This window comes from Ralstonia sp. Ralssp110, assembly GCF_047325135.1.
Taxonomy (GTDB): Bacteria; Pseudomonadota; Gammaproteobacteria; order Burkholderiales; family Burkholderiaceae; genus Ralstonia; species Ralstonia mojiangensis.
In genome coordinates, this window is record NZ_CP168610.1 from 1,166,930 (window position 1) to 1,188,705 (window position 21,776).

30 protein-coding genes and 1 tRNA gene are annotated in these 21,776 nt (G+C 61.8%); 15 read left to right on the forward strand and 16 right to left on the reverse strand.

What is annotated here, in order from left to right:
• The first annotated feature begins 22 nt into the window (after positions 1–22).
• Positions 23–688, forward strand: coding sequence for a guanylate kinase (gene gmk, locus ACEN9T_RS14165; protein WP_024975230.1), 666 nt, complete (start codon positions 23–25; stop codon positions 686–688).
• Between the two features lie 136 nt (positions 689–824).
• Positions 825–1,028 carry a DNA-directed RNA polymerase subunit omega gene (gene rpoZ / locus ACEN9T_RS14170; RefSeq protein WP_004630929.1) on the forward strand — a complete coding sequence of 68 codons (204 nt, stop codon included), beginning with the start codon at positions 825–827 and terminating at the stop codon, positions 1,026–1,028.
• Between the two features lie 47 nt (positions 1,029–1,075).
• Here the strand turns inward: rpoZ and ACEN9T_RS14175 are convergent, their stop codons facing one another.
• Complete coding sequence (locus ACEN9T_RS14175) at positions 1,076–1,291, reverse strand: hypothetical protein (RefSeq protein ID WP_175537050.1); 216 nt, start codon at positions 1,289–1,291, stop codon at positions 1,076–1,078.
• On the opposite strand from ACEN9T_RS14175, the gene ACEN9T_RS14180 reads away from it, so the two are divergent.
• The gene (locus tag ACEN9T_RS14180) at positions 1,290–3,710 is read left to right on the forward strand and encodes a RelA/SpoT family protein (RefSeq protein ID WP_092969444.1); all 2,421 of its coding nucleotides are present in this window, start codon (positions 1,290–1,292) and stop codon (positions 3,708–3,710) included. The two genes, ACEN9T_RS14175 and ACEN9T_RS14180, sit on opposite strands and share 2 nt — an antisense overlap.
• 169 nt (positions 3,711–3,879) lie before the next feature.
• On the opposite strand, the gene ACEN9T_RS14185 is transcribed toward ACEN9T_RS14180, so the two are convergent.
• Positions 3,880–3,956: transfer RNA gene (locus ACEN9T_RS14185), tRNA-Arg, on the reverse strand.
• Between the two features lie 114 nt (positions 3,957–4,070).
• Between ACEN9T_RS14185 and greB the strand changes: the two genes are divergently transcribed.
• Positions 4,071–4,634 carry a transcription elongation factor GreB gene (greB, locus tag ACEN9T_RS14190; protein WP_413708035.1) on the forward strand — a complete coding sequence of 188 codons (564 nt, stop codon included), beginning with the start codon at positions 4,071–4,073 and terminating at the stop codon, positions 4,632–4,634.
• 8 nt (positions 4,635–4,642) lie between these two features.
• Here greB and ACEN9T_RS14195 read toward each other — a convergent pair whose 3' ends face one another.
• Complete coding sequence (locus ACEN9T_RS14195) at positions 4,643–5,476, reverse strand: EamA family transporter (protein ID WP_413708036.1); 834 nt, start codon at positions 5,474–5,476, stop codon at positions 4,643–4,645.
• A 148-nt stretch (positions 5,477–5,624) separates the two neighbouring features.
• On the opposite strand from ACEN9T_RS14195, the gene gcvA reads away from it, so the two are divergent.
• The 3 genes from gcvA (at position 5,625) to ACEN9T_RS14210 (ending at position 7,476) form a co-directional block, all read left to right on the forward strand.
• Positions 5,625–6,560, forward strand: coding sequence for a transcriptional regulator GcvA (gcvA, locus tag ACEN9T_RS14200; protein WP_413708037.1), 936 nt, complete (start codon positions 5,625–5,627; stop codon positions 6,558–6,560).
• 74 nt (positions 6,561–6,634) lie between these two features.
• On the forward strand, positions 6,635–7,066 hold the full coding sequence (locus tag ACEN9T_RS14205; RefSeq protein ID WP_092969456.1) for a YXWGXW repeat-containing protein: 432 nt from the start codon (positions 6,635–6,637) through the stop codon (positions 7,064–7,066).
• Between the two features lie 104 nt (positions 7,067–7,170).
• Positions 7,171–7,476: a hypothetical protein gene (locus ACEN9T_RS14210; protein ID WP_092969459.1), complete on the forward strand. Its 306-nt coding sequence runs from the start codon at positions 7,171–7,173 to the stop codon at positions 7,474–7,476.
• Positions 7,477–7,482: 6 nt separating this feature from the next.
• Here ACEN9T_RS14210 and ACEN9T_RS14215 read toward each other — a convergent pair whose 3' ends face one another.
• Positions 7,483–8,517, reverse strand: a complete 1,035-nt coding sequence (locus ACEN9T_RS14215) for an alpha/beta hydrolase family esterase (protein WP_092969462.1) — start codon at positions 8,515–8,517, stop codon at positions 7,483–7,485.
• A 302-nt stretch (positions 8,518–8,819) separates the two neighbouring features.
• Here ACEN9T_RS14215 and lysM point away from each other — a divergent pair, with 302 nt between their 5' ends.
• Complete coding sequence (lysM, locus tag ACEN9T_RS14220) at positions 8,820–9,305, forward strand: peptidoglycan-binding protein LysM (RefSeq protein WP_413708038.1); 486 nt, start codon at positions 8,820–8,822, stop codon at positions 9,303–9,305.
• 239 nt (positions 9,306–9,544) lie between these two features.
• Complete coding sequence (locus ACEN9T_RS14225) at positions 9,545–10,597, forward strand: tyrosine-type recombinase/integrase (protein WP_413708039.1); 1,053 nt, start codon at positions 9,545–9,547, stop codon at positions 10,595–10,597.
• Here the strand turns inward: ACEN9T_RS14225 and ACEN9T_RS14230 are convergent.
• The 10 genes from ACEN9T_RS14230 to ACEN9T_RS14275 form a co-directional block, all read right to left on the reverse strand.
• Entirely contained in the window at positions 10,594–10,914 is a 321-nt protein-coding gene (locus ACEN9T_RS14230; protein ID WP_413708040.1) for a hypothetical protein, read from the reverse strand. The two genes, ACEN9T_RS14225 and ACEN9T_RS14230, sit on opposite strands and share 4 nt — an antisense overlap.
• A complete protein-coding gene (locus ACEN9T_RS14235; protein ID WP_413708041.1) occupies positions 10,911–13,598 on the reverse strand; it encodes a toprim domain-containing protein in 2,688 nt (895 codons plus the stop codon). The genes ACEN9T_RS14230 and ACEN9T_RS14235 overlap by 4 nt, the downstream gene beginning before the upstream one ends.
• Before the next feature lie 18 nt (positions 13,599–13,616).
• Positions 13,617–13,820 carry a hypothetical protein gene (locus ACEN9T_RS14240; protein WP_413708042.1) on the reverse strand — a complete coding sequence of 68 codons (204 nt, stop codon included), beginning with the start codon at positions 13,818–13,820 and terminating at the stop codon, positions 13,617–13,619.
• A complete protein-coding gene (locus tag ACEN9T_RS14245; RefSeq protein ID WP_413708043.1) occupies positions 13,813–14,055 on the reverse strand; it encodes a hypothetical protein in 243 nt (80 codons plus the stop codon). Before ACEN9T_RS14245 ends, ACEN9T_RS14240 begins: the two co-directional genes overlap by 8 nt.
• Positions 14,055–14,291, reverse strand: a complete 237-nt coding sequence (locus tag ACEN9T_RS14250; protein ID WP_413708044.1) for a hypothetical protein — start codon at positions 14,289–14,291, stop codon at positions 14,055–14,057. The genes ACEN9T_RS14245 and ACEN9T_RS14250 overlap by 1 nt, the downstream gene beginning before the upstream one ends.
• A complete protein-coding gene (locus ACEN9T_RS14255) occupies positions 14,288–14,452 on the reverse strand; it encodes a hypothetical protein (protein ID WP_413708045.1) in 165 nt (54 codons plus the stop codon). Before ACEN9T_RS14255 ends, ACEN9T_RS14250 begins: the two co-directional genes overlap by 4 nt.
• A gap of 10 nt (positions 14,453–14,462) precedes the next feature.
• Positions 14,463–15,008, reverse strand: a complete 546-nt coding sequence (locus ACEN9T_RS14260; protein WP_413708046.1) for a Bro-N domain-containing protein — start codon at positions 15,006–15,008, stop codon at positions 14,463–14,465.
• Between the two features lie 101 nt (positions 15,009–15,109).
• The gene (locus ACEN9T_RS14265; RefSeq protein ID WP_027681326.1) at positions 15,110–15,358 is read right to left on the reverse strand and encodes an ogr/Delta-like zinc finger family protein; all 249 of its coding nucleotides are present in this window, start codon (positions 15,356–15,358) and stop codon (positions 15,110–15,112) included.
• The gene (locus tag ACEN9T_RS14270; RefSeq protein ID WP_413708047.1) at positions 15,355–15,648 is read right to left on the reverse strand and encodes a DNA-binding protein; all 294 of its coding nucleotides are present in this window, start codon (positions 15,646–15,648) and stop codon (positions 15,355–15,357) included. Before ACEN9T_RS14270 ends, ACEN9T_RS14265 begins: the two co-directional genes overlap by 4 nt.
• A gap of 2 nt (positions 15,649–15,650) precedes the next feature.
• On the reverse strand, positions 15,651–15,845 hold the full coding sequence (locus ACEN9T_RS14275; protein ID WP_413708048.1) for a hypothetical protein: 195 nt from the start codon (positions 15,843–15,845) through the stop codon (positions 15,651–15,653).
• A 192-nt stretch (positions 15,846–16,037) separates the two neighbouring features.
• On the opposite strand from ACEN9T_RS14275, the gene ACEN9T_RS14280 reads away from it, so the two are divergent.
• The 6 genes from ACEN9T_RS14280 to ACEN9T_RS14305 all read left to right on the forward strand — a co-directional run bounded on the left by ACEN9T_RS14280 (position 16,038) and on the right by ACEN9T_RS14305 (position 19,393).
• A complete protein-coding gene (locus ACEN9T_RS14280; protein ID WP_413708049.1) occupies positions 16,038–16,406 on the forward strand; it encodes an XRE family transcriptional regulator in 369 nt (122 codons plus the stop codon).
• A gap of 80 nt (positions 16,407–16,486) precedes the next feature.
• Positions 16,487–17,008: a zinc ribbon domain-containing protein gene (locus ACEN9T_RS14285; protein WP_413708050.1), complete on the forward strand. Its 522-nt coding sequence runs from the start codon at positions 16,487–16,489 to the stop codon at positions 17,006–17,008.
• 328 nt (positions 17,009–17,336) lie between these two features.
• Positions 17,337–17,804: a hypothetical protein gene (locus tag ACEN9T_RS14290; RefSeq protein WP_413708051.1), complete on the forward strand. Its 468-nt coding sequence runs from the start codon at positions 17,337–17,339 to the stop codon at positions 17,802–17,804.
• A 34-nt stretch (positions 17,805–17,838) separates the two neighbouring features.
• Positions 17,839–18,204, forward strand: coding sequence for a hypothetical protein (locus ACEN9T_RS14295; RefSeq protein ID WP_413708052.1), 366 nt, complete (start codon positions 17,839–17,841; stop codon positions 18,202–18,204).
• A 79-nt stretch (positions 18,205–18,283) separates the two neighbouring features.
• Positions 18,284–18,847 (forward strand): hypothetical protein, encoded by a 564-nt coding sequence (locus tag ACEN9T_RS14300; RefSeq protein WP_413708053.1) that lies wholly within the window; start codon positions 18,284–18,286, stop codon positions 18,845–18,847.
• A gap of 90 nt (positions 18,848–18,937) precedes the next feature.
• Complete coding sequence (locus tag ACEN9T_RS14305; RefSeq protein WP_413708054.1) at positions 18,938–19,393, forward strand: OB-fold protein; 456 nt, start codon at positions 18,938–18,940, stop codon at positions 19,391–19,393.
• Positions 19,394–19,424: 31 nt separating this feature from the next.
• Here ACEN9T_RS14305 and ACEN9T_RS14310 read toward each other — a convergent pair whose 3' ends face one another.
• Together ACEN9T_RS14310 and ACEN9T_RS14315 are read right to left on the reverse strand one after the other, a co-directional pair.
• On the reverse strand, positions 19,425–20,939 hold the full coding sequence (locus ACEN9T_RS14310) for an ATP-dependent nuclease (protein ID WP_413708055.1): 1,515 nt from the start codon (positions 20,937–20,939) through the stop codon (positions 19,425–19,427).
• 22 nt (positions 20,940–20,961) lie between these two features.
• Entirely contained in the window at positions 20,962–21,543 is a 582-nt protein-coding gene (locus tag ACEN9T_RS14315; protein WP_413708056.1) for a hypothetical protein, read from the reverse strand.
• Positions 21,544–21,776: the final 233 nt, after the last annotated feature.

Sequence of the window (21,776 nt, forward strand, 5' to 3'; positions counted from 1 at the left end):
CTCGAAACGATAGAACTAGAACATGCCATCCTCTCAAGCGCACTCTGCCGTCGATACGCCCATCGAGAATCATTTTCCGGGCAGCCTGTTCATGGTCGTGGCACCGTCCGGCGCCGGTAAGTCGACGCTGGTGAATGCGCTGCTGGCGCAGGATTCTTCGATCCGCCTGTCAGTCTCCGCCACCACGCGCAAGCCGCGTCCGGGCGAGCAGCACGGCCGTGAATACAACTTCATGACCGTCGAGGAGTTCAAGGCTTGCCGTGATCGCGGCGAGTTTCTCGAATGGGCCGAAGTGCACGGCAATTACTACGCCACTTCACGCGTGTGGATCGAAGAGCAGATGCGTGCCGGCACCGACGTACTGCTCGAGATCGACTGGCAGGGCGCTCAACAGGTGCACCAGCGTTTTTCCAATGCTGTCGAAATCTTCATCCTGCCGCCATCGCTTACGGCGCTGGAGGAGCGTCTGAAGAAACGCGGCCAGGACGAGCCCAACGTGATCGTGCGCCGCCTCCTTGCGGCCGGCTCCGAGATGGCGCACGCACCCGAAGCCGACTACGTGATCATCAACGAAGTGTTCGATACCGCATTGGCCGAGCTGCGCACCGTGGTGCAGGCCACGCGTCTGCGCTTCGGTGCTCAAAAGGCGCGCCACGGCGAGCTGTTCGTCGAGCTGGGCATTCATTGAGCAAGCAGCGCATTCGCGTTTTTCAGCGCGATTGCGAAAGTGTGGTAGCGCCTGCGCTCCAGTGTTGTCCGAAGTGAGTGCTGCGCTGCTGCTAAAATATCGAGATCAACAAGATTTGCCACCAGGTGGAGTTTTCATGGCGCGTATTACCGTCGAAGATTGCTTGAAACAGATTCCGAATCGCTTCGAACTGGCATTGGCCGCAACGTACCGCGCCCGTCAGTTGGTGCAGGGCCACACGCCCAAGGTCGATGCCAAGGACAAGCCGACCGTGACCGCATTGCGCGAAATCGCATCGGGCCAAGTTGGTATCGAGATGCTCAAGAAGGTTCCGTCCTGAGCTGAGGCGCGTTACCTGGCATTACCTGGCGTGGTACGCTGCCTCGGTCATTGATCGTTCTGGCGATCTTTCATGGATGTGAAAGCCGCGAACGCACTAGACCCCGGCATGCCTACCTCGCCCGCTTCTTCGCCCAGGACCAAACATTCCGCCACGCACGAACACAACGTGCCGTCGGTGGAATCGTCCGCGAGGTCGTCCGGTTCTGCGCCGGGCGTCTCCACGGTTCCTTCCGGGTCTTCCACCGTTTCCATCGTTTCCATGCCGTCCTCCGCTTCCGGCTCCGGCCCTGCGTCGCCTCGTACGGGCGCGCCGAACTTGCCTGATCCGCGTGGTGCCGACCTGGTAGGGGAGCGGGCAGCCCTGCCGCCAAAATCGCACAAGGGCGCAAGCGCCGACGCGCCCGAGCAGGCAGCGACGCCCGAGGGTGCCGACACGCTCTTTATCGATGCGGTGTTGGAGCAGACCTATCGGCATCTGTTTGGTCCGACCTCGCAGCCTGCGGCACCGCCTCGCCAGCAGGTCGTTTCCATTTCGGGGCTGACCGAAAAGCTCTCGTATCTGAAGCCGGCTGATCTCAAGCTGGTGAAGGAAGCGTTCCACTTCTCCGATGAGGCGCACCTCGGGCAGTACCGCCAGAGCGGCGAGCCTTACATCACGCATCCCGTGGCCGTGGCGGAGATCTGCGCAGGCTGGAAGCTGGATGTGCAGTCGATCATGGCGGCGCTGCTGCATGACGTGATCGAAGACCAGGGCGTGACCAAGAGCGAGCTGGCCGAGAAGTTCGGCCCCAAGGTCGCGGAGCTGGTCGACGGCCTGACCAAGTTGGACAAGCTCGAATTCCAGAGCCGCGAGCAGGCGCAAGCCGAGAGCTTCCGCAAGATGCTGCTCGCGATGGCGCGCGATGTGCGCGTGATTCTCGTCAAGCTCGCCGACCGCACGCACAACATGCGCACGCTCGACCACGTGCCGCCGGAAAAGCGGCGCCGCATTGCCGGCGAGACGATGGAGATTTACGCGCCGATCGCGCACCGCCTTGGCCTGAATACGACATACCGGGAGCTGCAGGAATTGAGCTTCCGTATCGGTTCGCCGTTCCGGTATGCCACGCTCGAGAAGGCGGTGAAGGCCGCGCGCGGCAATCGACGCGAGGTCGTGAGCCGTATTCTTGAAACGGCCCAGCGTGCGCTGACCGACGCGGGCATCCCGGCCGAAATGACCGGGCGCGAAAAAACGCTGTACAGCATTTACCGCAAGATGCACGACAAGCAGTTGTCGTTCTCGCAGGTGCTGGATGTGTATGGCTTCCGCGTGGTGGTCGACACGCAGATGCAGTGCTACATGACGATGGGTGCGCTGCACAGCCTGTACAAGCCGATGCCCGGCAAGTTCAAGGATTACATCGCCATCCCCAAGATCAACGGTTATCAGTCGCTGCATACGACGCTGGTGGGCCCGTTCGGCACGCCGGTCGAGTTCCAGATCCGCACGCGCGAGATGAATCAGATTGCGGAAGCCGGCGTGGCCGCGCACTGGATGTACAAGCAGCACCACGACGAGCCCGATCGGGCGCAGCAACAAGCGCATCAGTGGCTGCAATCGCTGCTCGACATTCAAAGCCAGACGGGGGATTCGCAGGAGTTTCTGGAGCACGTCAAGATCGACCTGTTTCCGGATGCCGTCTACGTGTTCACGCCCAAGGGCGAGATCCGTGCACTGCCGCGCGGCGCCACGGCGCTGGACTTTGCCTACGCGGTGCACAGTGACCTGGGCAACCAGTGCGTGGCGGTCAAGATCAACAATGAGCTGCTGCCGCTGCGCACGGAGCTGAAGAACGGCGACATCGTCGAGGTGGTGACGGCGCCGTACTCGAAGCCGAACCCGGCGTGGCTCACATTCGTACGCACCGGCAAGGCGCGTGCGGCAATCCGACATTTTCTGAAGACGGCCAAGCTTGACGAGGCGATTCAACTTGGCGAGCGCTTGCTCGAACAGGCGCTGCGTCAGATCGGCATCGACATGAAGGCCGTGTCTGCCCAGGTGTGGGAACGCATCGTGCAATGGACAGGCAACAAGGCGCGTGAAGACGTCTTCGCTGATCTCGCACTCGGCCGGCGAGTGGCCGCCGTGGTTGCGCGCCGCCTCGAAATCCTTCTGCAGGAAGGTGGCCACGACGGCGACGAGGCGTTGATGGCGGCCGTACACACCTTTGCTGGCGAAGAAGCCCCCGCCGTCACTGTCAGCGGCGACGAAGGCATGGCGATGGTGTTCTCGTCGTGCTGCCGCCCGATCCCCGGTGACCCGATCGTCGGCTATATCGGCAAGGGCGAAGGCTTGCAGATCCACGTGCAGGAATGCCGCGTGGCCAAGCGCCTGCATGGCAAGGATCCGGAGCACTGGATTGACGTCATGTGGGCTGAACATACGACGCGTGCGTTCGACGTGTCGATCAAGGTGCTGGTGCGCAATACGAAGGGCATTCTTGCGCGCGTGGCAGCGGATTTGACTTCGGCTGACGCCAACGTGGCCCACGTATCGATGGAGCAGGAGGGCGATCAGGAAGCGACGTATATGACGTTCCTGATTCAAGTGCACGACCGCGTGCACTTGGCCGATGTGATGCGCGCGCTGCGGCGCAACCCGGATGTGATTCGCATTGCGCGAGATCGCGGCGGAGATTGATGCTCCACGCAAAAACAAAAGGCGAGGCCAGAGGGCTTCGCTTTTTTGTTTGTGGTCCGCTTGCCGCGCACACACTAGAGCGCTTTGACGCAGCGCTGCATGCGAGTTCGGCACGGACAAAAGAAAAGGGCTTCCATTTCTGGAAGCCCTTTTCGTTCTCGTATTAGGTTGGCGCGGCTGGCAGGATTCGAACCCACGACCCCTTGGTTCGTAGCCAAGTACTCTATCCAACTGAGCTACAGCCGCAACCGAGAAATGAGATTATACAGAGATTTTCCGTCTTGTGAACCCCCTTCTTCACTTTTTCTTCGAGAGGGCCAACTTTCTATAATAGAGCCTTGATCCACCGTGGCTTCCATCATGAACAAGGCTTTCGTCCGGGAAGATTCCGGCGATGACGAAGACGATCTGCCCGAAGGCGCTGCGTCCTTGCCGCCGGGTTCCAAGAACTACATCACGCCAGCGGGCTACGAGCGCCTGCGTACTGAGCTGATGCACCTGATCGACACGGAGCGACCTGAAGTGGTCGGCATCGTGTCGTGGGCCGCATCCAATGGCGATCGCTCTGAGAATGGCGACTACCTTTACGGTAAGAAACGCCTGCGCGAGATTGATCGTCGTATCCGCTTTCTCACGCGCCGTATCGAGAAGGCCGAGGTTGTCGACGCCAGCTTGCAAGGTAACAACGATCAGATCTTCTTTGGTGCGACGGTCACCTACGTCAACCAGCGTGGTGATGAGACCACCGTCACCATCGTCGGCATGGACGAGGTCGATCTGGATATCGGGCACGTGAGCTGGATTTCGCCGATTGCGCGTGCGCTCATCAAGGCGCGCGAGGGGGACACTGTGCCGCTGCGCACGCCGACGGGCGTCGAGCAGATCGACATCCTCGAAGTCAAATATCCGCCGCGCGCAGCTTGAGTGTGGACTCAGGCCGGGTGCCCCAGGCAGTAAGCACCGAAGGCGATCACCGAGCACGCCGACAGGCGCCGTGCTGTGAGTGACTCCTTCAGGAACAGTCGACCGAGCAACGCGGCAAATACCACCGACGTTTCGCGCAAGGCGGACACGGGCCCCATCGGCGCGAGCGTCACAGCCCAGATGACGATGCCGTAGGCGATGAGCGAGACCACGCCGCCACCAAACGTCTTGAGCGTGTTGGCGTCGCGCAGGTCGATGTTCAATGAGCCCTTCCACACGCGATAGAGCAGCACCATCGGCAGTCCGTCGAGCATGAACAACCATGCCGAGTACGCATTCGCATTGCCGGCTGCCCGTGCGCCGATGCCGTCGCACACCGTGTAGCACGCGATGAATACGCCCGTGCTGAGCGCCGCCAGGGTCGAGCCAAGGTCGGCCTTCCGGCCCCGCGCCAAACTGAGAATGCCGCCGCTCACCAGCACCACGCCCGCCAGCGCAATCACACCCGGCATTTCGCCCGCAAACAGCGCGGCGCCCATCGTTACCAGCAGCGGCGATGATCCGCGCGCAATCGGATACACCTGCCCGAACTCGCCAAACCGATACGCGCGCGCGAGGAACACGTTGTAGCCGACGTGCAGTACCGCGGACAGCGCCACATACGGCCAAGCGGCCGGCGCGGGCAACGGCAACGCAATCGCCATCGGTATTGCTGCCGCGCCTGAGGCCAGCGTCATCAACGTGATGGCGCGCAGGCGGTCAGAGCCGCTTTTCAGCAACGCATTCCATGAGGCATGGAGCAGGGCGGCGCAGAGAACCAAGGCGATGACGGCGGGGGTCACGGTGACGATGTGCGTGAAGTGAGAGTCGGGTCGATTTTTCTCACTCGATGCTGTGTCAGCGAGAGCAAGAAGGTGCCAGCGTAGCGCCGCAAAGTGCACTCAACAATCGATATATACTGACTCGATCTGTGCAAAAAACTCACGCGATATGCGAAAACTGCCACCTCTGAATGCCGTGCGCGCCTTCGAATCGGCGGCGCGCCATCTGAGTTTTACGCGTGCGGGCGAGGAACTGAACGTCACGCATGGCGCGGTCAGTCGCCAGGTTCAGGCACTGGAGGCGTGGCTGGGTGTGTCGCTGTTTCGCAGGCTGAATCGGCGGGTGGATCTGACCGATGCAGGGCAACGTTACCTGGCAGAGATTGGCGTAGCACTTGACCGCATCAGCACGGCCAGCCAGGCACTGCGCGACCGCGACGCTGTGCGCATCCTGCGCGTGAACAGCATCCCGACGTTCACGATGCGCTGGCTGATTCCACGGCTCTCGACGTTTCAGATGCGCTTTCCGCGCGTGGAGGTTCGGCTGACCACGTCCATCGAAGAGATCGAAGACTTGCCCGATCATTTCGACGTGATCATTCGCGGCGGGCCGGAGGTTCATGCGGGCTTTCAGTCGGAACGCTTTCTGGACGAGAGTCGCTTTCCGGTGTGCAGCCCGGTATTGCTGGAGCGCTTACCGCTATCGACGCCGTCCGACTTGCGGCATCACACGCTGCTGCATTCGGATACGCTGCCCTCGGTGTGGCCAAGCTGGCTGGTGCTGGCAGGCGTGCCAAATCTGCGGCCCGCACATGCGCTTACGTTTGAGCATTTCTATCTGTCGATTCAAGCCGCGATCGATGGGTTGGGTGTCGCGATGGGTCCATCTGCACTCATCACGGATGATCTGGAGGAGGGGCGTCTTGTGGCGCCGTTCCCGAATCTCGCGCTGGTCGCACGCAGTTACTACTGGTACAGCCCTGCGCGCAATCTTGGTGACGAAGTGGTGCAGGCGTTTTGCGCGTGGCTGGGCGAGGAACGACCGCAACGTCACGCAAACGTGAACACATTTCCGCCCTCCGGTAACGGAGGTAACGCCGCGTAACACCCTAGAGGCGACGGCGGAACCCGATGCTACGATCCATTCAAGTTCGATTGGTTTGAGAAGGAGGTCCTCACATGAAGAAGAACGCATGGATTCTCGCTGCATGCTTGGCGGCCGCTGGGGCGGCCGGTTCGATCGCTTTGCCTGCACAGGCACAAGTGTCGATCGGTGTGCAGATCGGCCCGACCTACGCGCCACCGGCGCCTCAGTACGAGCCTGTGCCGGTCTTGCAGCCGGGCTACGTATGGGTGCCGGGTTACTGGCAATGGCGCGATGGCCGCTATGTATGGCGTCGCGGCTATCGCGAACATGGCCGGCCGGGTTACCACTGGCGCGAGCCGCGTTGGGAGCAGGGTCCGCACGGTTGGCAAATGCGTGACGGTGGTTGGGATCGCGGCGACGACGGCCGCTGGCGTGGCCGCGATCGCGACTGGGATCACGGTCGCCGCGATCGCGACGACCGTTACCACTGCCCCCCGGGCCACGCGCGCAAGGGCGAATGCTGATGATGTAGCGACGGGCCGGTCATGTACCGGCCTGTTTTTTGCGGGCAGGTCTGTCGACGGCGCAGCCGCCGGATAAGAGGCCGCGGCGCTTTCCGGGAGGCAACATGACAATGGAATCGAACTGGCGCACCGAGCTGTACAAGGACTTCGATGTCTACGTACTGGCCATTCCCCGTGCTGAGCGCAAATCGGACAAGGGTGGGCAGGGATCGACGCAGTGGGATTTTGTCGTGCGCATCTGCGAGTCTGGCGCGGACCCGACGGCCGTCGAAACGCTTGTCGCCCATTCGCATGACGATCGCCCGCTGCCCACGCGGGAAGCCGCCGAAGATGCCGGGCTCGCGCGCGGCTATGGCTTGATCGATGAATTGCTGGGACGCAACCCCGTCCAGCAGTCGATCGATCTCTGACGTGGGTTACGCCGCCAGCGCTGTGTCGCGAACGTGCCGGCGCGCGAATTGCCACCATAGCCACGTCGAGTCGGGACCCGGCGCGTGGAATGCGTAGCGCGGGTCGCCGCCGCTCCAGGCGTGGCCCATGGTAGTGAGTTGGCACAGGCTGACGACGCATTCGCCGTCGCGTATGTCGTTGCGCAGGACATAACCCTCGCCTCGCGTGGTTTCGCGTAAGACGTTGGCCCCCTCGCCCAGATGGTTCAGTGCGCGGAATTGCGCGGCCAACTGCGCCTGGTTGGCCGGGTTGACGGCCTCATCGCGCAGGCCGTGCAGAAGCATCGTCGGCATGCCGGGGTAGGAGGCCACGTTCACCACGCTTGAGAGCGCATCGACGGCGTCGACGCGTGCCCCGCGACGCATCAGGTTCAATGCAGACGCTGGCGAGCGTGCGACACCCAGGGCTGGCCCCGAATGCAGCGCCAGCGCGGCGAACAGCCTTGGATGGCGCAATGCCATCAGGCCGGCCAATCCCGCGCCGGCTGACAAGCCTGCCAGGTACACGCGCGAGGGGTCTGCGCCGGTTTGTGCCAGGGTTTGTTCGATCAGTTGAGCAATGCCGTCGGCCTCGCGCGCGCCGGCGTGCTCCGGGTCATACCAGTGCCAGCAGCATTGCGGATGCGCGCGGCGCGGCTGCTCCGGATACAGCACGATAAAGCCCTCGCGGTCTGCCAGTGCGTTCATGCGCGTGCCATGCGCGAGCACTTCTGCCGATTGCTTGCAGCCATGCAGCATCACCATCAGTGCAGGAGGTTTGCTGCCGCGTGTGGGCGGCGTGTAGAGCCAGTATTCAGGGCGGCGCGCCACCACGGCGGGCGACTCGGGTTCGTAGATGAACTGTTCGCGCACGAAGGTACCCTGGGTGGGCGTTGGGCGTACGCGGCGTGGGCTATCGCGGCGTGCGGTTGGCTTGAGCGGCTTAACCGGTTTGGGCGGCCATGACTGGCGGCCAAAGCCCGGCGTGGTCAGGGCGTCGACTAGCCGGGTGATGGATTTCATCCAAGTACGGTGCATGGCGGCGGAAATGGGCGCGGATGAGGACGATGGTGCCCGTGCTCTCCGAAGGGCCGCAAGTGGTTTCGATGTTGGTAAGACAGTGTGCCAGTGATTTTGTTGCGACGCAGCATTCAAAGTGGGTGAAGCGCCTCTTGAACGCCTCATCGGGGCTCAAAGTTTGCAATTGCGCCTGAGACTGTCATGGAGACACCGCGGGTGAGCGGCTACACTGCCGCGACGGGTCAGGCCCCCAGGGCATGCCCTTCAGCTTTCCCGTTCCCCGTTGTGTACTTATGGAGGTCGTTATGGGTTTTTTTGACTTCATCAAAGAGGCTGGCGAGAAGCTTTTCCACGGCAGCGCAGCGGCCGCGCCGGCCGATGCATCGGCGGATGCCGGCGCCGCCAAGGCAGCCGACGATGCCAAGGGCCAAGCCATCCAGGACTACATCGCGCAGCAGGGCCTGAGCGCCACGGCGCTTTCAGTGCAGGTTGAAGGCGATGTTGCCAAGGTGTTTGGTGTAGCGCCCGATCAAGCCACGCGCGAAAAGATCATCCTGTGCTGCGGCAACGTCGAGGGCATCAAGTCGGTGGATGACCAGATGTCGGTCAATACCGAGTCGGAAGAATCGCAATGGCACACGGTGGAGCGCGGCGATACGCTTTCGGCCATCGCCAAGAAGTTCTACGGCGATGCCAACAAGTACCCGGCCATCTTCGAAGCCAACAAGCCGATGCTGTCGAATCCGGACAAGATCTATCCGGGGCAGAAGCTGCGCATTCCGGCGGTGTGATTGGCTTCGGAAGGCGCAAAGCAAAAAGCCCAGTCGATGAAGACTGGGCTTTTTTTAATTCTGGTGCCGCTGACCGGAAATGCCGGCCTTTCGGCGAACATCCAGAAAAAGGGGCGATCTCCCGCAAAGCCGCACCGCGTAGCCATTTGTGACTGTTTGGATGGCCTGGCAAGGGGCTCAAATTAGGCGTTCTGGTGTAAAAAGCCAGTAGCAATTACGCCAAATTTACGCCCGCTACCATGGCTACATTCACGAAGCGCAAGACCAAAGACGGCACTGTCTGGAAAGCGGAGGTCGCTCGCCTGGGCGTGCGTGACAGCCGCACGTTTGACACCAAGGCCGAGGCCGCTGCGTGGGCAACGGAGCGCGAGGCTGACATCTTGGCCAACCAAGGGCGCGGCGGCAAGCCGGCCAAGCGCACGCTGCGCCAGGTTGTCGAACGCTACATCGAGGAGGTGGCGCCCACCAAGCCAGGCGCGCGCTGGGAGGCGATCCGGCTCACGGCGTTTCTGAGGGACACCGTTGATCTGGCTGACCTGCTGGTCGGCGATATTACCAGCGACGATATGGGGAAGTGGCGCGATGCGCGCCTGGCGGGCAAGGTGGCCGGTCGCATGGGCAAGCCTGTCGGGGCCAGCACGGTCAATCGCGAGCTGAACCTTCTTTCGGCCGTCTTCGAGGTTGCGCGGACCGAGTGGAAGTGGATCCGTGACAACCCCACCCATGGCCTGCGCAGGCCAATCGACCCGCCACCACGGAACCGGCGCGTATCTCCGAAAGAGCAGGCCGCAATGGTGAAGGCGCTTGATTTTCACGATGGCGCGGCGCCCACGTCCATGCAGCAGGAGCTTGCGATTGCGTTTCTGGTGGCGCTGGAGACCGGGATGCGAAAGGGCGAGATCCTGGGCCTGACGAAGACGACGGCGCGCTTGGGTGAGCGGCACGTCATTTTGCCTCGGACGAAGAACGGAGACCGGCGCGAGGTGCCGCTTACTGCGCGTGCGATTGAACTGCTGAAGCTGCTGCCTGGCGATGAGGCTGGGCGGCTCTTCCGGTTGAGCACCGGCACAGCCGACACGTTGTTCCGCCGCGCCGTGGTCAAAGCCGGCCTCAAAGACCTACATTTTCATGACACGCGGCACGAGGCGTGCACGCAGTTGTCGAAGCGCGTCGACGTGCTTTCGCTGGCGCGCATCATTGGGCATCGGGATCTGAAGAGCTTGATGGTGTACTACAACCCGACCGCCGAAGAGCTGGCGGACCAGCTCGACGGCGTTGTGAAGTCGGCTTAAGCGCGGCGCGGGCGGCCTCGTCCTTTGGGTAGCCGGCCGCGATTGGCTCGCGCCCACTGGATGACCTCATCGGCAAACCACAGCCGTTTGCCATGGCGGGCGTCGGTCGGCTGCACAGGCGCTGGGAAGCCCTCGCGCACCACCACCGCGTCCGTGACGGTGTCGGGCGACAGGCCCATCCAGTTGCCAATGGCAGCGGCATCCCACAGTTGATCCGATACCGGTACGGCCTGCAGGACGTTGCGTAGGTCTGACAGCAGGCGGGCAAAATCTTCCGGCGTGACGTTGCTTACTGCAAATGGGGTCATGGTGGTCATGCTTTGGCTCCCTTCGTATTGCATTCAAACACCCAACACTTCACCGTCTCCGGCCGCTTGGGCTGAGTCAGGTATTCACGGTTGAAGTGGGCATTGATCGCGCTGTTGACGGCGCGGATATCGACAAACTTGCGTTGGCGCGAGGTCTTGAGCACGCGCTTGAGGTCCGCGATCGGGGGCAGCTCGATGCGGCGCTCGCCGGCGACTTGTTCCATGTGCTGCAGGTTGATGGCGATGAGGCCGTCGCCGCGCGCGTGGTTGAGGATCGGGCGGTCGTCGTCGGCTGACTCGATGTACTCGTAGACCTCCCAGAACTGCTGCACGTGCTTGTGATCGGCGCTGATCGCCTGCTGTCGCGCTGCGGCCATGCGGCCCAGCTCGTCCAGGGCGGCGGCGTGCTGCTCGTCGGTGAGCGGCAGCACGTGGCGCATGCTGTCGACCATGGCCATGATTTGCGCGTGGTTCTTGGCGATACGCACGGTCTTGATGTCGGGGCGGGCCATCAGGGCCTGCTCGTGAACGCCCACGCGGGCGGCGAAGGTTTCCAGCACTTTCGATTCGGCCATGACGGTGGCCAGCAGGAACGCCGACACATCCTCCACGGGAATGCGCTCGAGCGCTTCGGCTGCAGCCCGCGTTGCTGGGGTCTGTGCGGAGCGGTCGCAGTAGATGTGGACGATCCGCTGCAGCACGGCGTCGCTGGCGCTGACTTCGGCGTTTTGGCTGATGACGATGGCGCCACGGAAGGGCGGCTCATACGTTTCGTTGCCGCCGTTCTTCATGCCGCGTGCACGGGTGCTGCGGCCGTTGTAGGCGGTCTTCAGCTCGTCCCAATCGAAGCCGCGTTGCTTGGCGCCTTCGTCGCCGCGGTCGCCCTCGATGAGCACCACGGGCAGGTTGGCCACCTGGGCGAAGTTGCGGGCCCGGGCGGCGAGCGATGACTTGCTCGGGTCGAAGCCTTCGTAGTCACGCCGGCCGCAGAGCTTCCACAAGAACTCAATGAGCGTGGTCTTGCCGGCGCCAGGCTCGCCCACCAGCTCCAGGAAGGGGTAGCTCTTGTGTTCCTGGCGGATCTGTTCTGCGAACAGGCTGCCGAACCAGAACGCCAGCGCGGCCAGGCCTTTGGCGCCGAAGGCCTGCCAGAGCAACGGCAACCAGGTCGTTTGCATGCCCTGCACGTCGGTGGAGAGGGACAGCGTTGCGGCCTGGCTGATGGTTTTGACCGAGAGCTTGCCGATGTCGAAGAAGTCTTCGTCGTTCAGGCGGAAGAGCTTGCCGCCTTTGACCGCCACGTCGCCGTAGACATAGCAGCCGTGTTCCTTGGTGTAGCCCACAAAGTCGATGGTCTGCACGGTCGGGATGCGGGCGAGCTGGCGCGCGAGGTAGCCGTCGAGCTGGTGGCCGCTGCCGGTGTACATCGCACCAGGCGCAACGCCCAGCAGCCGCTTCTTGAACTCGCTGCTACTGGCGATTTGCGCGCTGGTGAAGGTCGCCTTGATAGGCTGGCCATCGTGCGGGAAGGCGATGCGGAAGTAGTACCAGGACTCATCGGTCTGCGGGCTGGCCTGGTAGTAGAGCGCGGTGGGCAGACAGTTGGCGATGGGCTGCACGACGCCGGCGCGCAGCAGGGCTTGCTCGCGTACCTGGTCGTCGTTCTCGCAGATGTTGGCCTCGCGTACAGCCGTCGTTTCGCGCTGGAAGGCCTCCAGCTCCAGCTTGAACCAGTACAGGCGGCTGCGATGCTCGAAGGGGAACTGCGCATCGCCGGTACGGTTGTACATCAGCCGCGCCTTGTCAGACGGCGTGGGCGCGGTGAACAGGTCGCCCAGGTAGCGGTATTCCTTCAGGTCTGCGGCCGACAGGCGGTCGCGCATATGCAGCTCGTTCCAGTCGAGCTTGGCGCGGCCGGTCTGCTTGGGCAGCGCGGCGGATGCCGACCAGCCGTCCGCTTCGGCGCGCTCGATGTGCTTGAGTGCGTAGCGCCGGCCGGCTGGGTCGTTGTCCAGGGCGAACACCAGGTGCGGGCGCCGATGGCCGCCGGCAGCGCATTGCTCGGCCAGCGCCGCCAGTGCGGCGGTCGGGTAGTGCGAGCAGGAGAACGTGGCCACAGCGGCCACGTCGTGATGCATCAGGGCGATGGCATCAAAGATGCCTTCCACCAGCCAGAGCTCCTTTGGTTGCGCCGGCAGGGTGGGCGGCTGCCACCAGGTGCCCGCGTATGAGCCGCTGAAGGTGGCCTTGCGGTCGCCAAAGCGCTCGGGCTGGTCGATGATGCGTTCCCAGTAGCGGCCTTCGCTCAAGGGGAAGCGGACGGTGGCGCTGCCGATCTTCAGGTCGTGACTGTAGTAGCTCTCTTGCGTGTACCAGCCGGCGACGCGTGCCAGGTCAAAGCCGCGGGCATCGCGCATGTAGGCATCGGCTGCAGCGTGGGGCGCTTCGGGTGTTTTGACGTAGCGGTCGCTCCAGGAGGCGAAAAGATCGGGGTACAGCTCTTTGGCGTGGTACTCGACAGCGCAGTTGTTCAGCCGGTTGCAGCGGATGACCCAGGGCGCGTCTGCAAAGGCCCACAGCGAGCGTTTGCCGCAGGAGGGGCATGTGCCCTTCTCCAGCTTGTTCGATCGTTCCTTGAAGCCGTAGTCGTGCACCAGGCGCGACGCAATGGCGGAGGAGAGGTCGAGGTTCATTGCGATCAGGGAAGTGGGTCAGTCGTCGACGTCGCCGGCGGCGCGGCGCTTGAAGTCGACAGGAGGGAGCGCAGCGCGCCTGCGCAGGCGCGGCACCAGCGCCGTTGCAGCCGCGATGACGGCCGTGCGCAACAGCGGCTGCATGGCTTCATACGGCGTTGTCAGACACAGGAAGCCGTGCATCCAGCGCACGTCGTCTTCAGTGATGGCGGGCTTATCCATGCCGGGGCCTCTGCATGACGAAGCCCAGCCACACGCCCCGCCCGTAGCAGACGACAAAGAACACCGACGCGGTGAACATGCCCGCCTCGCCAGTCACGTGCGTGAGGTACAGCCACGCCGGCTGGCCAAGCAGGCCGACCAGCGCGCCCCAGCGCTGCGTGTTGGCGCTGTAGTTGAGCAGCGCCACGGAAACGAAGGCCGTGAGCAGCATCCAGAGATTGACGAGGGCGAGCATTACGCGGCCTCCACCAACACGCCGTAGGCCATCACGCCCGTGGTGACCACGCCGGCGCCGATGCACGCCACGGCCAGCCAGAGCAGCACCCGCACGACGTCGTTGAAGCGCTTCGGCGGCACGCGGTAGCCCGTGACGGTGGGGTCGTTCTTGCTGCGCCAGGCGAAGAGCACGCCCACGGCAGCGGCCTGCACAGCGAGCGTGGTGAGCATGGCAATGAGCTGCAGGGCGGTCATGCGTGCCCCCCGACCAGGCGGGCCGAGCCGGCGCGTGCGGACAGGCCCAGCACTTCTGCTGTGCGCATGACGGCCATCAGTGCATCGGTGCTCGATGCGGCGATGGTGTGGAATGAAAGCCGACGGCCGCCGGCGGCGACACGGACGAGGTAGGTTTTCATGCCCGCCCCCTTACTCAATGCCCTGCAGGCTGTTCTGCCGTGCGACGGGGGCGAGTACGCCGATGGACTGCGCTTGCATGCCGAGCAGCCGGGAAACCTGCTGCAGGTTGGCGTACAGCTCCACCGCCAGCGATGCCGTGCGGGCATTGGCAAGCTCTTTGACCAGCGAGCCGCGATATCGGAGCGCTGCAAGCCGCTGCGGCACCGTCATGCGGCCGGTCTCTTGCGGCACCAGCCGGCCTTCCAGCACGTCGAGCACCCAGTGGCGGAAAGCCTTGGCCCGCTCTGTGCGTGCCAGCATGGCTAACAGGTAGGCGCCGCGCGGGCTGAAAATGCGTACTTGCTGTCGACCGCCAACTGTGTCGACCTCAAAGAGTCGGGTCATTTTCTCGGTGAACTCGTCCGCGTTTCTTTCATACAGCTTCGCCATGTCGGAGCTGGGGTTCCGGTAGCCCAAGGCACTTCCAATCTGGAAGACCCTTAGCCACGGCGTGTTGTGGATATCGACCACATCGAATTCGACGTTCTCGAAGGTCAGGACTGTGTTGGTTTGCATACGGGCCTCGAAAAAATGGGCAAAAAAAGCCCCCCGCACCCCGGGCGGGGAGCGTGCCAAAGCGGATGCGAGGGGAAGGGGGTAACTGGAGCCGCTGGCGCCTATTCGGGCAGCAGGCTCAATTGGCCGGTGCCGTTGGGCAGCACACGCGTGCGGCCAACGGGCAGGTAGGCCAGAGGGTTGGGGTTGATGCTGGGCGCGATGGTGCTGATGATCGACAAGATGGCCTTGCCGGTATATGCGCAGTGCTCTTCAGGGCAGCGCACATAGAGCTCGCGGGACGTGAGCGAAACAGCGCGGCTCGTGCGGATATGCAGGCGGGTGCCGCAGTGTGGGCAGAGGTGTTTCATTTCCCACCCCCTTGCGGCCGGCCGCACTCGCCGTGGCCTTGGCGGGCGCACTCACAGAACATGCCGACCTCGCCCAGCGTGGCCACGGCATCCATGTACTTGCGCGTGACCAGCACGTAGCCGCACACGCCAACCAGCGTATCCAGCTTGTCGATCAGCACGCCTTGCTCGCCGCTCAGGAAGCGGCTCATGGCGCCTTTGTCCCAGCCCATGGTGTGCTGCACGTCTTGGCGGGTGGGGCCAGAGAGCTTGCGGCGCAGGGCGTGTTCTATTCGGTGTTGGGTGTGCATGGTTAATCCTCCACAACGGAAGTTGCGTGCCGTTGCGGCACGGCTTGCATATGCTTGTTGGGGCTCGGCTGGGCCAGCGCGCTGAGGATGAGAACGCGGCCCATGTTGCCGAGGGACCGGCCTTCAGTGGCGGCGCGTGCTTTGAACTTCTGGAGCTCCTCGGGCCGAAGGCGGATATAGACGGGCTTGTCAGTCACGACGCCAATTGGCGCGCGACGTTTAGCGACATTTCCACGGGGCATGGTCGATATACTCGTGAAAGGGAATCTTGCATATGAAAGCTAATGATATGCACGAACGTACATAGATTGGCTATGGACAGCACAATGTTGCAATTCGGGGTCCGCCTTGCGCGAGAGCGGATACGGCTGGGGTTGTCCCAAGGTCAAATGGCCCAGCTCGGCGGTGTGGCCTTGCGGACCTACGCAAACTACGAATCTGGGGAACGAGAGCCCGGGATTTTGTCCCTGGCCGGGTGGGGTGCGAACGGCGCCGATGTTCTTTACATCGTGACGGGCAAGCACACGACTTCCCTGATGTCACCAGAGGAAGACGCGGTGGTTGCTGGTTATCGAGAGCTCGATGCGCGCGGGCGCGCAGGTGTGCTGGCGTTGATTGGTGGGCTTTCGGGCGCTGCGACAGAAGCGCAGCCGGTGAGGGCTGGCAAGCGCTCCCAAATCATTGTTGGCGGATCGAATAACGTCCAGGTCGGTAGCGTCCGGACGAAAACGCCGGTCGCCAAGAAGACGAAGAAATAAGCACAGAGCTATAGCCGCGCGGGGACGTGGTATATCGCCATTCGATCAACAGAGAAGCGGGATGGAGCAGGAGATGAGCCGTGGCGCTCACGAAGTGCAAAGAGTGTAAGAAGGAAGTTTCCAGTTCTGCCCCGACGTGTCCTCACTGCGGCGTCAAGAATCCTGGAGTAGGAACGTGGCAGGTGTTGGTTGGCTTGGGAGCCTTGGCCGTCGGCATCGCGGCTGTCGTGAGCTGCATGGGTGGCGAATCCAAGCCAGGTGCGTCTGAGAAAACGCCCGAACAGTTGGCAGCAGAGGAAGCAGCTTGCAAGGCGGACTTGCAATGCTGGGGTGACAAAAACCTGATACGCGCGACATTCGCCTGTGTACCGGAAGTCGAGCGCCACGCCAAGTACAGCCACAAGTGGGTTGATGGCACGCTTGAACCGAAGTTTGAACGATTCCGGTGGGCCAACAAGGAACACTCCGTACTGACTTTCCTCGGCGACAAGGTGCAATTCCAAAATGGATTTGGCGCTTATCAGAATGTCAGTTACCAGTGCGACTATGACCCGGTAGCCGGCAGGGTGTTGGCTGTGCGTACTGTCGCGGGCCGCCTCTGATCATGGGCAACGACCTCAGCATCATCTCTTGGTTGGTTGTCGGCATGTACGTAGTCGCCGGTTTGGCTTTTGCGGCGTGGGCGTGGCTATGGTCTCGTCGCCTTCGCAGCTTTTTCGCCAGACGGGCGGCTGCGAAAGCACGGCGTCAAGCGCTGCAAGCCTACGCACAAGGTTTGCGCTCGCAGCGTTGAGCCTCTATGGGCCGCACAATCTCGGTCGGCCCATCCCTCTCTACGCGGTGTGGTGTCGCCGCCAGTACTCTTGTGATGGGTGAGCTGCCCGACGATGCACCGGAATGGTTTTACTGACTATGGACGACACACTTCGCATGGTTGAGTGGTACATCGCGGGCATTTTTGCCCTTGGATGCGCCGCGTTTCTTTTCCGGACCGGGCTTTGGTACAGGCGCTTTCGCTGGCTTCTCGACCGGCGGGCTGCGGCGAGGGCGCGGCGTGACAGCCTGCTGACGGCGGCAAAAAAGAACATGGCGCAGGAGTTGGTTCAGAAGGCCGCTGCTATGAGCCGTGATGCGAACAAGGTGGAGTTTATGGCCGCTCGCATTTATCGGCGTGACGCGACGATCTACTTCCTTTCGTCGACGGTCAACCATCTTGTCGGCTGTTGGCTCAGTGAGAATTTCGAGCCAATGCCTCTGCTGATTCCGCGCGGTCGGAAGCACATGCAGGAATTCCCCTCTGGCAAGCCAGAAGCACAGGCGTATTACGATTTTGTTGTGGAGTACTTCGATACGATTGAAGCTGCGCTGCGGTCCGGCGGTTTGTGGGTTGAGTACTGACACCAAGGGTAGACGCAACGGCCCCCGAACGAACATGACATGGACTCCCTCACCGCAAGGCGATAGCGGTGCACCGCAGTGGCTCAAGACAGCCGTCACACTGGCCTACCGTGCCTCCGCGGTGCTATTGGCCCTCGCTGCGCTGGTATTCCCCGTGATGCAACTTTTCAGACTGCCTATTGAACTGGATCCGCTTCGGTTGGCTAGGTTCGGCGTGCTGGATTGTGGCTTCATGGCGGTGGCACATGCATGGCGAATCTGGCTGTTGCGCTTGCCTGTCCCGATCCGCTTCTCGACGCCCGTGCCGTATGGCTATCCGGGGTGGCAGACCATTCTCCAATCCCAACTTGTTTCCGGGTGCGTGCTTCTCGCGTTTGGTGCGGTGCTTTTCCTTCTATGAGAAATATCTATCCCAAGGTGCCGCCTAACGCAGGAATGGTCAGAGGGCCGCGGCGCACAGCTGGAAAAAGGGCGAAACAGTGAAAGCAAAGAATCTGGGGGCTTGTGTCGTTGCGGCCGTCGCGCTGTTTGTGGCATCGCCTAGTTCTGCGGCGTGCATCGTCACAAAGTCTGCGATTCCGGAGAAGGACGCGGCGAGGCCAGGGGTCCTCGGCCTCAGTCTTGAAGACCTGATTCACGGCATGAAAGCGCGGAAGCGTGAGACTTCTCCAGACGACGCTGGTGGATTGTTCACGGAAGTCACCTTCACCCATTCCATGAGCATCATCGCGGAGGGCGACGAGACAAACCTGTCGCGCTTCAGCATCAGCATGGGCTGGTCGCCGGACGAGGACGACACGCAGAAGGCCGCCGCAACTGCCATGTTTATTGTGGCGCGAGCATTTGGAGCTCGCACACAGGAGGACATTCAGCGGGCGGGCGCGTGGTTTGTGACAGTGCTCGATGCAATGACGCAGCAGTTCGTGAGCACGGGCCGGAACTGGGTCGTATCTGAATACGACAAGGACCGCTTTCACATTACGGTCGCCGGCATGCGCGTGCCGGACGCGGTTCTGCTTTGTTTTGAGCCGCGAGGCAATTGAGTCAATTCCAATAGAGCAGTAGCCACGCGGGGGCGCGGCATACAGCCTTTTTATCAATCCACACAGACGGGAAGGTAGAAAGGAGCAGTAATGAAAGTAGTGAAGTGGCTGTTTGGCCTGGCGATCGCTGCCATCGTGATTGGTGTGCTCAGTGACTTGACGAACCCGAAGCCGAAGTCTGGGAGCGCCGCCACAGCGGGCAGCGCAATAGAGGCCGCAGACGCAGCCGAACCACCGTTGCCGGTCAAGGCGCAAGAGCTGTTCCGCGCGTACGAGGACAACGAGGTCGCGGCCGATCAGAAGTACAAGGGCAAGAGCCTACTGGTGACCGGCACGGTGCAGAGCATCGACAAGGACTTCACAGACAGCATTGTGGTGAAGCTCGCTGCCGGCAATCCGTTTATGCCCGTGCATGCGTATCTGGATGATCAGCATGCGGCGATGGTCGCCTCGCTCAAGAAGGGGGCGAAGGTTGCTTGGGTGTGCCAAGGGGATGGCAGGATTGTGGGGAGCCCGATGTTGAAGGGGTGTGGGCCGAAGGGGTAGGAACAAGGCGCCCCGTCAGGCGGGGCGACCTCTACTGCAGTTGAGCCTCGATACGCTGCAGCTCTTCAATCACGTCCTTCGCAGAGGCCGCCAGCGCTGTGCGGCCACGCTCTTCGTCTTCGTCCAGCCAGTGTCGTACTTCATCGAGCAATTCGCGTTTTGCCACTCTCTTCGGTTGACGCTCTCGGATGGCTAACACTTGGTCCACCTTCTCCGCAAAGTGCGCAGGATAGTAGTGCTCAAACTGTTCTTTGGAGAAACAGTCAAAGTGGGCTGCATCCCAGGTCTTGTAGCTGTTTCGCAGCTTCTCGACGACTTCCTTGCCAGAGGGGTCCGCATCGACTCTTACCCAAGCCGCTTTCGAATAGATCGGCTCCAGGTGAGCAAAACGCATCAAGCGATCAAAGTCTGCAAACGTTGCTTCTACGTTTCCTGTCCCGTTCGCTGATAGTGTCCGCACACGTGAGAGTTTTGGGGCGAACCATGGGATCAAATAGTCGCGGATGATGCGTTCCGCAGACGATTCTTCGACGATTAGCCAGCCGCTCCATAGGTCGAAGTCGGTGAAGGAGTAGCCGAGCTCGCGGAGAACGTTAAGGCGGGCTTGGGGTGAGTTTTCGACCTCTTCAATGCGCGCGGTTGTTGGCGGCTCCCCCTTCGGGGCGCTCACGTGAAACACTTTGCTTCCCTCTACTGCACCCAAGTGCCGAAGAACGATGTTCGAATGTGTTGAGACCACGAACTGATTCCGCTGTGAGCTCTCGACGATAAGGTCAAGAAGGGCCTTCAGCGCCTCCGGATGCAGATCGTTTTCCGGTTCCTCCACGAGGAACAGTTTTCCGCTGGAGAGCGTCAGGTCGGCCAAGAGCGCGACGATGTTTGGCACGCCTTCGCCCATTTGCTCAATCGGGATCACTTCCCGACTCTTCAGGTACACCCCTGCGCGTTGCCCATTGTCGGAAGGGGTGGCTGTGACGACAAAGCCAAGTATTGCCTCGCATGCCTCGGCGTACTCGTCGCTTCCTGGAAAAGAGCGATTTGACAGTCTCGACAACTTGGCAGCTAAGTTCACCATTTGATGTGAGACTTGCATAGTGGTACCAAGTCGCACGTCCTCGCTGAAGGTCGCCGTTTTGCGTTTGGACAGATATGGAACAATAAGGTGGTGCGGATCAACACCAGGAATGACATTGATACCTCGCTCGCCGTCGCCGTTTGTGTTCGACGTTGCAAGCGCAAAGTTGCCATTGCGACGGTCCTGAGTCCGCATCACAATTCTTACCAACCCCTCCGGCTGATGCAAATTGCTGAACAGATACGGCAGGGTGTTTTCCGCGAACGTAATGTCGATGATCGACTCATTCGTGCCAAGGCGTATGTCCGCAAAGGTCTGACCTGAACCTTCTTGCAAAAGATACAGGCCGCGCAGAACCGATGATTTGCCCGCATTGTTGGCACCGACGAGCACGTTCATAGGACCGAGTGCGAGATGTCCTGAATCGACAATCGACCGAAAGTTGCGTAGCCGCAGGTGTTGGATGCGCATACATGCTCCGCTTGCACAGTGTTCAACTGCCTAGATTTCTGGAGTCGAAGCGGTTTGCTTCGTTGTGCTCCCAAAACTGACGCCAATCAGCCACGGTCACCCACAACGCTGCTCTCAGTTGGGCATCGGTCAGCTTCTGCAAAGTGGTTTTCTGAAACTGCGCTGAGCAGAACCCGATTGTGGCCTCACGCAGCCCGCCGCGAATACCCCACATTCGCATTAATTCCCTAATCATGCCGGTACGCGGCAGGCTGTCACCACGGGCGCAGGCTAACCAGCCGTCCAGGTAAGACCGAGCTGCCCAATACTGCTCGTGCGACAACTCGGTGTTGTCTCGCACCTCCTCCAGGCCGCGCCCGTTGAGGTGGTTGCAAAGGGCCTTCCAAACCGTGCCGGCGTCTATGGCGCCTTCCTCTGCCAATTCGATTTGCAATGCGATGTGAGTGAGTTCTGCCCGCTGCTCGATGGTCATGCGTTCTTTGGCTGGCGCCGGCGGGGTGGGGCAGCGTGAGCGGGCGGCCGACCCGCATAGGATGACCTGGCCGATTTGCACGTTGCCATTGCCGGCGGAAATGCTCTGCTTGATGTTTGTCTTGTTGCTCACTTACGTATCTCCCACAGCGGCGCGCGGGCCGCTTGGGGAGGCTACGGCGCGGTGGCGGGGCTGTGGGTCAACGAGTGTGGCAACGCGTTAGACGTTGAGCTTAGTGCGGGGGTGGTCGAACTTGAAGGGCGAGGGAGGCGGTGTAACGATGGTTTGCGATTGGTTGGGGACCTTTGGTAGGAAGCATGCGATCTGGGGCTGTATCGGATACATGCCACTAACTACTGCTCCCT